Here is a 12,848-nt window from a genome sequence, read left to right as displayed (position 1 = left end):
AACTAGGCATAATCCTTGGGTAAATTCAGCAACGTCGACCAATCCTTTGTAAGACTCGTAGCAGTTCCATTTGCGATGCGACAGATTGGTTAAATCTACTTTTTAAAGTGTTTACCCATCTATATATGAATGGTACAATATAATATCATATTTATATTATTTACATACAGTAATATAGTACGTTTAATAAACACTGGGATAAATAAAAAAGACCATCAGTATCCTGCAAAACAAGAAAACGAGGAAACATTTATGTTAAGCATCGGCGTCATTATTCCCGCACTCAATCCCGATAACCAGTTGCTCAAGTTAATCAAGCAGCTCACCACAGAACCGGAACTGACCCCCCTAATTGAAAAAATGATTATTGTAGATGATGGCAGTGATCCCGCTCACCAACCCATCTTCCGCCAACTTGGCGATCTTTATCCGGACTTGGTCATTCTGCACCACGCCACGAATCGCGGCAAAGGCGCCGCGCTCAAGACCGCCTTTACTTACGTTAAGGACCAGTTACCCAACCTGGACGGCGTCGCCACGATGGACTCGGACGGGCAACATACCGTAGCGGCCCTTCAAAGTTGTCTGGACAAATTCGCACAAGACCCCCAGCAATTGGTCATTGGCGTTCGACATTTTACCAACGACATTCCCTTCCGTAGTCAATTTGGGAATCTACTGACCAGCGGACTGGTCCGGATCTTAACGCACCAAAATATTTCCGATACGCAGACCGGACTGCGCGTCATTCCTACCACTTATACGGAAGCCCTCATTCATTTCCCCGGTGACCGCTTCGAATTTGAATTCGACATGCTCCTTCAAGCCAAAAAATATGCGGTCAAGATTGTTGAACAACCCATTCCAACCATCTATTTGGAAGGAAATGCCTCCTCACATTTTCGGGTCATTCGTGATTCCATTGCGATTTACTCCCGCTTTTTTAAGTTCGCAGCGAGTGGCCTCATTTCTTTTTTGCTCGACATCAGCCTCTTCTACCTGGTCTTATTCTTTATCGGGAATCATATTTTAAACAGTATTCTCGTAGCGACCGTGGTCTCACGGGTCTTGTCCTCCATTGTTAACTACTCTATTAATCATCGGGTGGTGTTCAACCATGCCGGGCATCAAACCCTCATTAAATACGGGTGTTTATTTGTCGCGCAAATGTTGGCTTCCGGATTCTTTACGGACTTACTGACCACCCTACTTCCAGCCACCGATGGGCAAGTCATGCCCACCCTAGCTAAAATGATTGTCGACTTTATCCTCTTCGTGATCAGCTACCAAATTCAACGTGACTTTATCTTTAAAGAAGGTCCTCAACATGTCTAACCGGCGTCGCGCACTCTATTTCCTAGCCATTGTGTTATCCGTCATTTACTTATTGTGGCGGATATTCTTTACGATTCCCTGGCATGCCAATATCTTCGTCCTGATTTTTGCGTTATTACTGGTTATTAGTGAAATTCTATCGAACACGACTGGCTTTATTCTGATCTTCTTCCGAATGCTGTCGACCAAGAAAAAGTGGAACTTAGAGATGCCGGACTACAGTACAACCCAGCCGCTGCCAGACGTTGACCTCATCATCGTCACCCACAACGAGGAAGTTGATCTGCTGCGCAAGACCGTTAATGCAGCCACCTATATTGACTACCCCGATAAAAGTAAAGTCCACGTGGTCATTGCCGATGATGGCAATCGACCAGAAGTCAAGGCTTTAGCGGAACACTACCACGTTGGTTATTCCGGCATGGAAGGCAACAAGCAGGCTAAGTCTGGAAATATCAATCACACATTGGCTAAACTGCATTCTCCCCTATTCGTTATCTTTGATACGGATATGATTCCCTTCTCTGGGTTTCTACGAAATACGGTGCCGCTGTTTACCGAAAATTTCCAGCAACTCATTGACGATCCCGACCATACGGAACCCTTGGGATTTGTCCAAACCCCGCAGAGTTTTTATAATGCGGATATTTTTCAATTCAATCTTTTTTCAGAGAAAATCATCCCCAACGAGCAGGACTTCTTTTCACGCGACATTAACGTGCTGAATGGTGGCAATAAACGGGCCCTCTTTACCGGTTCTAACGCCGTTTTCCTGCGTAAGGCCGTTGATGAAGTCGGCGGCTTTCCGACTGACACCATCACCGAGGACTTTGAACTCGGGACGATGCTCAACATGGCCGGTTACATCAGTTTAGCGACCAAGATTCCGCAATCCAGTGGCATTACGCCAATTGATATGAAGGGGGTCATCAAGCAACGGACACGGTGGGCCCGTGGGGTGATGCAGAGCTGTCGAAACCTGCACATCTTCACCAATCCCCATCTGTCACTGATGAACCGCGTGATTCTGATCAATACCTACTTCTATTGGTGGGCGTTCTTCCGTCGCATGATCTATATGATTGCGCCAATTCTCTACGCCCTGTTTAAAATTCAAGTCGTCAACGCCAATTTTTGGATTCTCATGATCGTCTGGGCGCCCGGTTATTTTCTCTTGCACTACGTCATGGGAGACACCTCCGGCATGGGCGATAAGGCCAAGATCCGGAATGAACGTTGGGGGGAAGTTCAAGAAACCTTCTTTGCTCCCTACCTGTTCATCCCGGTCATTCTCGAAACCTTGGGGATTAAAGCTAAGAAATTCAAGGTGACCTCTAAGAACGTGACCTACTCGCTTAAAGACAAGCTGTACATCTTGCCCTACCTGATTTTGTGGACGATTACCGTGGTGGCCATCATTAAGTTCAACTACGGCAAATACGGGTCTGAAATTCTGGTCGGGAGTGTCATCACTTTCTGGCTCCTCATGCACTTTATTAATTTGAGCATGTGCCTCTTTATCTCGCTAGGGCGTCCCGTTTATCGGAAGAACGAACGGTTTATCCGCCGGGTTCCCGGCCGAGTACAGGGTGACGATGGCCAATGGCATCCGATGATGACCGAAGATGTCTCCGAGGGTGGCGTGGCGTTCACGACTACGGATGGTCCCGTGGACGATATTGCCGAGGATGATGATGTCCAACTAACGATTAAACACGGTGAGTTTGACGTTCAACTCACCGGCAAAATTGCCCGGATCAGTCATCGGGATGAGACGACAATCTACAGTGTCCAAGTTCAGGTGGCCCCCGACGAAAATCGTGATCATTATTTACAACTCATTTACGATGGTGCGAACAAGACCTTGCCAAGTGTTCAGGACACTTGGGTCACGCCATTTGACGAACTTTACATGAACTTGATCGTACGCGCACGCACTTACGAACGAAACCTAAGTCGGCGCTTTAATCGGTTTTAGGAGGAACCCTTATCATGAACGCTTGGATCGGACTTTTTATTTACCTATTAGGCCTATTAGGCTATGATGGCACACTGCGTCGGTTGGGCATCAGCCCCTACCTAGCCTGGATTACGGCCATGCTGGTTCAAATCTTAATGCTCTATGTTTTTGCCATGACTGGCCTGCTCAATCTCGGCATCCAAGTCGTGACCTACCTGGGTATCGCCCTACTCGTCTTCTGGTTTATCCTGAGCTTTTGGCACAAGGGGCGTCTGAGATTCGAAGGAATCCACCTCTTTGACTTCTGGATGATTGGTTTGGGACTTGCGATGGGACAGACTCTCCTCAAAAGTCCCCTCGTCCACTACGACAACTTCTCCCACTGGGCCGTCATGGTTAAATTCATGACGTTTACCGGTCACCTGCCCGGCGCGGCGGATAAGTTAATTTCATTCACGTCGTATCCGCCCGCCACGGCGCTCTACATTACCCAATTCGTCCACTGGACCGGCTTTAGCGACGGCACCATGTTGGTCGCCCAATTCATCTTAATTTGGGCAGCCAGTTACGCCATTTTTGCTGGTTTACGTGATCGGTCACGCGCGTTGATGAGTTTTGCCCTGTGCTTCACGTTGGCGATTTCGTTCGTCTTCAACGTGGCGATCCGGCTCAACAATCTACTGGTCGATTACGTCCTGCCGATTATCGCGGTAGCTGGACTAGTGGGAATCTTTGTTTATCGCAAGAAGCCAACCGTGCTTTGTGTCCATACCGCTATTTTTATCGGTGCACTCATGCTGGTCAAGAATTCGGCCACTTTCTTCGTGGTGATGATGGGTGGCTACTTTCTTTACGCTTTAATCACGAACGACGACCATCACTGGTATCGTCGGTTACTCACCGTTCCCATTCGCTTCGTCATCACCATTGGCGTGGGTATTTTGCCCTTCCTGTGGTGGGAGTGGCACGTTAAACACACCTTTACCATCTCGAAGCATCAAATCAGTGCCCAAGCGTATACCAAGCAACTTAGCGGTGAAAGCCACCAGGAACTCTTCAAAATTGCACACAAGTTCATCGGTCAGATTCTCAGTCTAAATTCGCTGTCGACTAAGGGCATTATCCTCATCAACGTCGTCCTCATTGGCGTGTGGCTTTACGCGCGGTTACGCGCCCACCAACGCAATAATCTTTTGGGCATGGCCGTTCTACTGGACGTTATCTTTATCGCTTACTACGGCAGTCTATTTGGCATGTACATTCTCTCAATGCCTTACGCGGAAGCCATTGTCTTAGATGGTTTTGAACGGTACATGGGGAGTATGGTCATTCTCAACTTGTTCATCGGCGCCATCGCCCTGGTTCGGGTACTGGATCGTTTACAATTTGAGCAAAACTTTCAAAAACGCGATACCCAGTCCTTTAAAAGTGCGGCCTCCAAGAATATTTACCAAGTCTCAACGCTAGTCGTCGGCTTTTTTGCCATCACGATGATGTATTCCGAAATTACCGGGACCAACTTTACGAATAAGATGAATCACAATACGTTGCCGCTACAAATGAGTCGCATCGCCAAACCTTGGACCCACCTTAACCATCAAAAAGTGCTCATCGTCGATCCCGAAGTCGTTGATGTCAATGATTACTACGCTGGCTACGTCGGTCGCTATTACTTCTTCACCGACCAAGCCGTTGGGCAAGAGAATTTTATGATGACGCCCAAGGCCTTCAAGGCCGCGGTCGAACAATTCGATTACGTGGCTATTCCCGAAACCCACCGGACCTTCACCGTACTCACCGAGAAGGTTTATCACCAACACGTGGTGACTGGTTTCTTCAAAGTCACGGATCACGGTCTAAAACGGATTCATTAATTCACCAAATGGAGGTGCCCTCTTGGCATTCATTGGCCTCATTTTCTTTGCACTATCTTTGATTGGCTACAGCAGTACCATGCGCTGGCTTCACATTAATCCCTATCTGACTTGGATCACCGGTATCTTAGTGCAAATTATGTTTCTGTATGTCTTCGCAATGGTCGGGTGGCTTAGAGTCGGTATCTGGGTCGTCACGAGCTTAGGCGTCGTTTTGCTGATGACGCGACTTATCCTGGGTTATTTGGGCAAGGTTGCCTTTCACTACGAAGGTTTACATTTCTTCGACTTTTGGATGATTTTCTTAGGTCTCGTGATGGCGCTGGTCCTCTTCCGTAGTCCCCTGATCCACTACGATAACTTTTCCCATTGGGCCACGATAGTTAAATTCATGACCTACACGGGACACTTGCCAGGTGCGAGTGATACCATTATCTCATTCACGTCATATCCTCCGGCAACGGCCCTATTTATCACGCAATTCGTGACCTTTGTTGGCTTCAGTTCGGGGGCCATGTTGGTCGCCCAATTTGCTTTGATTTGGGCCGCCAGTTACGCCGTTTTCGCAACTTTACGCGATCGTACACGTGGGCTAAACTCACTGCTGTTGTGCCTGACGATTGCCATCTCTTATGTCTTTAATATCAACATCCGGTTAAACAATTTATTGGTCGATTACGTCCTGGCTATTCTAACGGTAGCCGCGTTAGTCGGAATATTTGTTTACCGGCACCAGCCCCGCATACAGCTAGCGCACGTGGCGTTATTTAGTGGGACGCTACTACTCGTCAAGAATTCGGCGGCCTTCTTTGTCGTCATCATTGCCGTCTATTATCTCTATATGCTCTTTCAGCGTTCATCGCACGGGCATTGGGTCAAGTACACCTTAAAAACGTTGGGCATTTGGCTAGGCGCCCTTTTACTAGGGGCACTGCCCTTCATTTGGTGGGAAATTCACGTCAAGATGACCTTCACCGTTTCCAAACATGAAATTAATGCACAAGCCTATTCGCAACAGTTATCACACGATGGCCTTCACGGTTTCATAGCGATCGGTCAGCAGTTTCTCAAACAGATTTTCAGCTGGGGATCCTTGTCTACTCAGGGCTTTATTGTCCTTAACCTCCTGCTGATTGGGGGCTGGGCCATTGTTAAATATGTGTGTCATCGTCCCAATATCTTACTCAAGCTTCTGGGGTGGTTAGATCTCATCTCACTGCTCTATTACTTCAGCTTACTCGGCATGTACGTCTTATCGATGCCTTACGATGAAGCCATCACGTTAGATGGCTTTGAACGCTACATGTCTACCACAGTCGTTTTAAACCTATTTATCGGTGCAATCACTTTAGTCCGCGTCATCGACGAGGTCTTTTACGAACAAGATTTTGCCGAGCGAACTCCTCGGAATTTTAAAAATCTGTGGACGAAAAACGGGTATCAATTGGCAACATTTCTCGTCATGTTTTTCGCGGTAATCATGATGTATTCCGAGATTAATGGGACCAACTTTACCAATAATTACAACCGCAACACGGTTCCCGTCAAACTGACTAAAATCGCTCAGCCTTGGACGCAGCTAAACGATACGAAAGTACTGATTGTGGATCCCAGTCAGGTCGAAGTAACGACCTATTACGCAGGATATCTGGCCAATTACTACTTCTTCACGAATAACGCGACGGGACAGGCAACTTTTAGCAAACATCGCGCCGCTTTCCGTAAGAATCTGCAGCAGTACGAATACGTGGCGATTCCCAAGCGTGACAAATCCTTCACCCGGGGCATGAAGAAGTTCTATCACCAATCCATTGATACCGGCTTCTATCAGGTCCACCGTGACCACCTATCACGCGTCCCAGCAACGGCTAAAGTCAAGTAACCATTGTCTAGTCTCGGGCGGGCCCTGGTCGAAACTCTAATCCAACTCAGGGTTGAAAGATAGAAAATAGCTAAGATTCCTGGTGTGACAAGGATAATAACCATTATAAGATGATAGTCGCGTGCTGGCCGCCTTACCGTTCGCCAAATTTGGTCTGGATCGCTGTGGGAAGGATCGGGAAAAGCCAAAGAGCTGTCTTTTCCCTCGCTTTGAGCCGTCAGCCCGCTGTCGTCTTGTCATCGACATAGCCGAAACGTGCGCCAACAGGCAACTGGTTCCGCTTAACACTGATAGACAAATAATCCAAAGGCAGGATTATCCGCCTATCAGCGTTAATGCTCACCAGTTAACCGCCTGTGGGCACACTCTTGTCAACGGCTGAGACCAAATTTGACTCACTCACGGCTACATGAGATGTACCCAATTAACATGGGGAAAACGCTGTTACTCCAGCGATGTCCCCGCACGTTTAATAGTTTTCAACCACCGTAACCGGAGGCAGCCAGAGATGTAGGTAGCCGTGACAGCGGTGTTAGCTGTGCAACAGCTTACAGCGCGGGAAGTGTTTGGAGCCTGACGGGTTTCGTCAGGCTTCAAACCGAGCCGGAGGACCGCTTCTCAGGCCGCAGGCGGTCCCCACAGCGCCGGAATCTCTGGCAGCCGCAGGTGGTTGTTGATGACTAATTTAATGGCGATAAGCCTTACCAGCTGGGGACTGGAGCATGTTCGTGAACTTTCAACCTTTAGTAAGCCAACTCAAAAATCCCAATACCAGTGCTGATTGCACTGATATTGGGATTTTTCGAATTTCTAACTAATGTGTCAAGCACCAACTAGTCCCTAAACACCGCCGCCGAAATGTGCTTGCCTTTAACCTGACGACGGCGCGCTTCGCGGTAGAGAAACAGATACGTCTGCCGTGCCAGCGCGGTATTGGCCGTCATTTCATTGTCGGCATCGGCAATGGCTTCTTCCGTCTGCTTGGCGTGATCCCACCGGTCCTTAGCGTCATCGATGGCCAGTAACAGCTGCTCATCGTAGGCCGCCTTTAACCGGGGTAACTGCCGTTTCTTTCGTCCAAACATATGAATGCCCCCTACATTTCCGTTCGGCCTTCAACGGCCTTAAACAGCGTCATTTCGTCAGCGTATTCGATGTCACTTCCCACGGACAGGCCGTGCGCTAAACGCGTCACCTTGATGCCCGCCGGCTTGATTAACCGGGACAAGTACATCGCCGTGGCCTCGCCCTCAGGGGTGGCGTTGGTGGCAATGATAACTTCCTTCATCTCGGGATTCTTCTGTAACCGATTGATCAGACTGGTAATGTTCAAGTCTTCCGGGCCCTTGCCTTCAATCGGTGACATAACTCCGTGGAGAACGTGATACAGGCCATGATATTCCTTCATTTTTTCCATCACCATGATGTCCTTGGCCTGCTCCACCACCAAGACGTGGCTCTGATCGCGGGTCTTGTCCGCACAGATGGCACACGGGTCACTTTCGGTGATGTTCCCACAGATTGAGCAATAGTGCAGGTCGCGTTTGGCCGAGACCAACGCCTTGGAAAACGCCGTGACATCATCGTCCGCCATATCAATGGTAAAGAAGGCCAGCCGGGTTGCCGACTTTTGCCCGATGCCCGGCAGCTTCATGTAACTGTCAATCAACTGCGCAATGGGTTCTGGATACTGCATGTCACAACGTCCTTTCTGCCTTACATTCCAGGAATATTCATCCCTTGGGTGTACTTCCCTAACGACTGCTTCGTGGTCTGGTCAACCTTGGTTAACGCATCGTTAACGGCGGCCAAGACCAGGTCGGCCAGCATGTCAGGATCGTCGGGATCGATGGCTTCCAGCTTGATAGTCAGATCGGTCATCTTCCGGTCACCGGTAAAGGTGGCGTGTACCAAGTCGTCCGGTGAGGTCCCGGTAAAGGATTGGGCGTTTAAATTCGCTTGGTCCTCTTCCATTTTCTTTTGCATCTGGCGCATCTGTTTCATCATGTTCCCCATATTTCCCATGTTCCGCATCGTAATCATCCTTTCAAGGTTTAATCTTGTTTAACGTCAACAATGTTTTTACCAAATAATGCTTCGGCTTTAGTGACCACCGGATTGGCCGCTGGTTTGGCCGGTTCCGCTACACTGTCGCCAGTCGCCTGTAGCTCGTCCTTGTGGGCGGTCAGATAGTTCTTACGAATCACCGGCCACTCATCCTTCGGCACAAAGACTACCGGTAGGGCCGAACCAATCATCCGATCGAGACCGTTTTCCAAGGCATCGGTCAGCTCATGGTCCGTCGTCGCCCGCTGGTACAGAAATGAATAGTCAAAAGCCACAATAACCCCGGAATTGGCGGCCGCCACGGGCTGAGAGACCTTCATGACTGCCCGTTGTGTCACGGTCAGGCTATTGAGCAGGTCCGGCCAGACTTCCTGGAGTTGATTCAATTTTTCTCGGGTCGCCGAACCCAGTACCGGATAAATCTTGGCCAAGTTGACTTCCTTGGCCGCCGGCGACTTGGTGACCCGTGGCTTCGCCTTAGCCGGAGCAGCCGTCGTCTGTGCGGGTGCTTGCTCCAGTTGCTTAACGGCCGAGCGCAATTGGTCAATCTCGTGCTGTAGTTCACTGACCTCAGCCGAACCAGCCGCTTGTGTTGGCGCTGGCGCAGCCGCATCAGGGGCAGGCGCACTGGCCGTAGCGACTGGCGCCGAACCCTTCTGCCGGCCAATCTCGGCCAATTTAATGGTCAAGATTTCCAAATAAACATCGGGATGAGTGGTGAAGCGCATCTGTTGCTGGATGGCATTTAATTCATTAATCATGGCGTACATGGTCTGCGCCGGCGTCTGTTTGGCCAACGCCTGAAAGTCCGCGCTCACACTGCCCATCTCGGCTTCCTCCACCATCTGAGGAGCCTGTTGATAGAGTAAGAGGTCGCGTGAATAACCGATGATATCCTCGGTAAACCGCTCGGCATCCTTACCCGCCTCTAAGACGGACTGTAGGCTTGCCAAGGCGGCCTTGGTGTCACCGGCCAGAACCTGCGCGATATAGGTCGCTAACAGCTCGTGCGTCACGCTCCCGGTCACCAGTAGCGCGTTGTCCAACGTGATCTCGTTATCGCCAAAGGACAGGGCCTGATCCAGAATGCTCAGGGCATCCCGCATCCCGCCCTCGGCGGCCTTGGCAATCACCTTAACGGCCTGATCATCGTAGGTAACGTTCTTTTGTTTCAGAATGTAGATCATCCGGTCGTAGCTATCGTTGGCCGCAATGCGTTTGAAATCAAAGCGTTGGGTCCGCGAGATAATCGTGGCGGGAATCTTGTGTGGCTCCGTCGTGGCGAGAATAAAGATCACGTTAGCCGGCGGTTCCTCCAACGTCTTCAGTAGGGCGTTGAAGGCCCCCGTCGACAGCATGTGCACTTCATCAATGATGTAGACCTTGTAGTCGGCCACCGTGGGCGCATATTTCACCTTATCACGAATATCGCGAATCTCTTCGACCCCGTTATTGGAGGCCGCATCGATTTCAATCACGTCGTTCAACGTGCCCGCCGTGATGGCCTTACAGGTCTCACATTCGTTACAAGGTTCACCGTCAACCTGGTGATGACAGTTGATTGCCTTGGCAAAGATCTTAGCGGCCGAAGTCTTCCCGGTTCCCCGGGGCCCCGCAAAGAGGTACGCGTGACTAATTTGATTGGTCGTGATGGCATTCTTCAACGTTCGGGTAATCACTTCTTGCCCGATCATGTCATCGAAACGCTGTGGGCGCCAGACCCGATAGAGTGCTTGATAAGCCATGCAATCCGTTCCTTTCTTCTATAATTCCTGTTAAATTCGCTGTTCATAATTATAGCCTTTTTCCCTACCATCTGTCACGGATTGTTCAACCGGTTTTAGGGGAAATTAATCTCCAACGGCGTGCGGCCAGCCAGCCGACCCATTTCGGAAAAATTCGGTGGACGAAAAAACTCCCAGTCAACGACTGAGAGTTGGTTAATTACTCATAAACTTGAAGCACAAAGCGACACAAACTTAGTGCTGCTTCCTTCCGGACCTGACACAGTTCGTAAGTCCGCCCTTGCTTCAAGGCCTTAACGGCAATGACTAGTGTATCATGATTCGCAGGGCCTGTCTAGCCGTTGGTTAATTTTGGCCCGCCTTTTTCGCCTTACGCGCTTTCTTGGCCGCCTTCTGCCGTTGCCGTGCGGCCTTGAAGAAAGCCACCATGCGCTCACCGGCATCCTTGGCCATCAAGCCCTCGTGGACGGTCACCGTGTGATTCAACCGCGTATCGGTCAACGTCTGATACAGGCTATCCACGGCGCCGGCCTTGGGGTCTCTGGCGCCGTAGAAGACTTCCGGAATTCGTGCATTGATAATGGCCCCACTGCACATCAGGCAGGGTTCAATCGTCACGTAGAGCTGACAGTCCTCCAACCGCCAACTCTTGAGCGTCGCACAGGCCTCTTCGATCGCCCGAACTTCGGCATGTAACGTCGCATCGTTGGCGTGTTCTCTTAAATTATGCCCGCGCCCCACAATCTGGCCATCGTGCACAATGACCGCACCAATCGGCACCTCACCGATCAGACCGGCTTGGTCGGCCTCAAACAGGGCTTCTGTCATGTAATGTCGCTGTAGCGGTGAATAGGAAGTGTCACGCATCGAACCCCTCCCTTCTTAATCAAATGGTCCTTAACGTAACGTGCTTTCTAGGATATAATAACCCTTGTCTTTTTTAATAATCTCGCAGTTGCCAAAGGTCGCTTGCATGTTCTTCTCGGCGGATGGGGCCCCCTGTTTCTTCTGAAGTACCACCGTTAACGTCCCCCCGGGGAGGAGGTGTTCCTTGGCACCGGTTAACATGGCCGTGACCACTTGTTTGCCCGCGCGAACGGGGGGGTTCGTTAGGATAGCGGCGTAACGCTGTGTGACGTGTTCGTAAATATCTGACGTCTTGATTTCAACGTTTTCAATCTGATTAGCCACGGCATTCTGCCGCGCCAGATCCAAGGCCAACTCGTTAACGTCCACCATGGTCACCTGCCGTTCTGGCCACTTCTTCGCCAACGCTAGCCCGATGGGACCGTATCCCGTCCCGAGGTCCAACCAGGGACCAGCCGGCGTCTTAGTGGCATTAAAAGCATTCAGCAACGCCCGTGACCCGTAGTCCACGCGATTCTTGGAGAAGACCCCGTTGTCGGTGGTAAACAACAATTCGTTGCCTAAGAGGGTAAACGGCCAATGGTGTTCTTCGTGTAAAACATCTGGATTTTGTGTATAATAGTGATTAGTCAAGTTCTCCGCCACCTTTTAGGTCTATTTTACCCTAGATTTTTGACGGAAAACAGGAAAAATAATTTTAACGCGCAAAGCACTATATTTGGTGGTTATTGTATGGCCCAACTACCAAATGTGGTGCTTTTTTTGATTGCTATTTTCTATATCTGGTGTACACTTAACTCATTGACAACGAAAGTTAAGGGATGTGGCAACAATGAAAGTAACAGTTTACTCAAAGAATAATTGCATGCAATGCAAGATGACAAAGCGTTTTCTCAGCGAACACAACGTGGAATTCGAAGAACGGAACATTAATCAAAATCCAGAATATGTCTCCTACCTCAAGGAACACGGTTTTCAAGCCGTTCCAGTTATTGAAGCATCCGGAATTCCTGCCTTTTACGGCTTCCGGCCAGACCAATTGACCAAGATTGCGGGCTAACTCAGGTCACCCGTAACTCCCGAGGCGGCATACTGGCGCGTATGACGCGAACCAGTGT

11 protein-coding genes and 1 other RNA gene are annotated in these 12,848 nt (G+C 49.7%); 5 read left to right on the top strand and 7 right to left on the bottom strand.

The annotated features are described in order from the left end of the window. Window positions 1–252: 252 nt before the first annotated feature. From HEQ50_RS08015 to HEQ50_RS08000, 4 genes are read left to right on the top strand one after another with little or no spacing between them, the layout of a single operon-like run. Entirely contained in the window at window positions 253–1,335 is a 1,083-nt protein-coding gene (locus HEQ50_RS08015; protein WP_168899997.1) for a bifunctional glycosyltransferase family 2/GtrA family protein, read from the top strand. Then, entirely contained in the window at window positions 1,328–3,313 is a 1,986-nt protein-coding gene (locus tag HEQ50_RS08010; RefSeq protein WP_168899996.1) for a glycosyltransferase family 2 protein, read from the top strand. Before HEQ50_RS08015 ends, HEQ50_RS08010 begins: the two co-directional genes overlap by 8 nt. A 14-nt stretch (window positions 3,314–3,327) precedes the next feature. Further along, entirely contained in the window at window positions 3,328–5,169 is a 1,842-nt protein-coding gene (locus HEQ50_RS08005) for an ABC transporter permease (protein WP_168899995.1), read from the top strand. A gap of 22 nt (window positions 5,170–5,191) precedes the next feature. Beyond that, entirely contained in the window at window positions 5,192–7,051 is a 1,860-nt protein-coding gene (locus HEQ50_RS08000) for a glycosyltransferase family 39 protein (RefSeq protein WP_168899994.1), read from the top strand. An 833-nt stretch (window positions 7,052–7,884) separates the two neighbouring features. Here HEQ50_RS08000 and HEQ50_RS07995 read toward each other — a convergent pair. From HEQ50_RS07995 to HEQ50_RS07965, 7 genes are all read right to left on the bottom strand, one after another. Continuing rightward, a complete protein-coding gene (locus HEQ50_RS07995; RefSeq protein WP_168899993.1) occupies window positions 7,885–8,136 on the bottom strand; it encodes a YaaL family protein in 252 nt (83 codons plus the stop codon). Between the two features lie 11 nt (window positions 8,137–8,147). Further along, window positions 8,148–8,747: a recombination mediator RecR gene (gene recR, locus HEQ50_RS07990; RefSeq protein ID WP_168899992.1), complete on the bottom strand. Its 600-nt coding sequence runs from the start codon at window positions 8,745–8,747 to the stop codon at window positions 8,148–8,150. A 20-nt stretch (window positions 8,748–8,767) separates the two neighbouring features. Beyond that, window positions 8,768–9,085, bottom strand: a complete 318-nt coding sequence (locus HEQ50_RS07985) for a YbaB/EbfC family nucleoid-associated protein (protein ID WP_168899991.1) — start codon at window positions 9,083–9,085, stop codon at window positions 8,768–8,770. A 20-nt stretch (window positions 9,086–9,105) separates the two neighbouring features. Then, window positions 9,106–10,863: a DNA polymerase III subunit gamma/tau gene (gene dnaX / locus HEQ50_RS07980; RefSeq protein ID WP_168899990.1), complete on the bottom strand. Its 1,758-nt coding sequence runs from the start codon at window positions 10,861–10,863 to the stop codon at window positions 9,106–9,108. A 205-nt stretch (window positions 10,864–11,068) separates the two neighbouring features. Beyond that, window positions 11,069–11,155: signal recognition particle sRNA small type (gene ffs, locus HEQ50_RS07975), an RNA gene on the bottom strand. Window positions 11,156–11,208: 53 nt separating this feature from the next. Continuing rightward, window positions 11,209–11,730, bottom strand: a complete 522-nt coding sequence (tadA, locus tag HEQ50_RS07970) for a tRNA adenosine(34) deaminase TadA (RefSeq protein ID WP_168899989.1) — start codon at window positions 11,728–11,730, stop codon at window positions 11,209–11,211. 30 nt (window positions 11,731–11,760) lie between these two features. Next, window positions 11,761–12,363, bottom strand: coding sequence for a class I SAM-dependent methyltransferase (locus HEQ50_RS07965; RefSeq protein WP_168899988.1), 603 nt, complete (start codon window positions 12,361–12,363; stop codon window positions 11,761–11,763). 199 nt (window positions 12,364–12,562) lie between these two features. Between HEQ50_RS07965 and nrdH the strand changes: the two genes are divergently transcribed. Continuing rightward, the gene (gene nrdH, locus HEQ50_RS07960) at window positions 12,563–12,790 is read left to right on the top strand and encodes a glutaredoxin-like protein NrdH (protein WP_168899987.1); all 228 of its coding nucleotides are present in this window, start codon (window positions 12,563–12,565) and stop codon (window positions 12,788–12,790) included. Window positions 12,791–12,848: the final 58 nt, after the last annotated feature.

Origin of the sequence: Lactobacillus sp. HBUAS51381, from assembly GCF_012641095.1 — a bacterium.
Taxonomy (GTDB): Bacteria; Bacillota; Bacilli; order Lactobacillales; family Lactobacillaceae; genus Levilactobacillus.
This window is presented reverse-complemented; position numbering and strand designations above follow the sequence as displayed.

Coding starts and splice junctions, on each gene's coding strand:
- nrdH (WP_168899987.1), top strand. CDS start 12,563: ATGAAAGTAACAGTTTACTCAAAGAATAATTGCATGCAATGCAAGATG.
- dnaX (WP_168899990.1), bottom strand. CDS start 10,863: ATGGCTTATCAAGCACTCTATCGGGTCTGGCGCCCACAGCGTTTCGAT.
- tadA (WP_168899989.1), bottom strand. CDS start 11,730: ATGCGTGACACTTCCTATTCACCGCTACAGCGACATTACATGACAGAA.
- HEQ50_RS07995 (WP_168899993.1), bottom strand. CDS start 8,136: ATGTTTGGACGAAAGAAACGGCAGTTACCCCGGTTAAAGGCGGCCTAC.
- HEQ50_RS08010 (WP_168899996.1), top strand. CDS start 1,328: ATGTCTAACCGGCGTCGCGCACTCTATTTCCTAGCCATTGTGTTATCC.
- recR (WP_168899992.1), bottom strand. CDS start 8,747: ATGCAGTATCCAGAACCCATTGCGCAGTTGATTGACAGTTACATGAAG.
- HEQ50_RS08015 (WP_168899997.1), top strand. CDS start 253: ATGTTAAGCATCGGCGTCATTATTCCCGCACTCAATCCCGATAACCAG.
- HEQ50_RS07985 (WP_168899991.1), bottom strand. CDS start 9,085: ATGCGGAACATGGGAAATATGGGGAACATGATGAAACAGATGCGCCAG.
- HEQ50_RS08005 (WP_168899995.1), top strand. CDS start 3,328: ATGAACGCTTGGATCGGACTTTTTATTTACCTATTAGGCCTATTAGGC.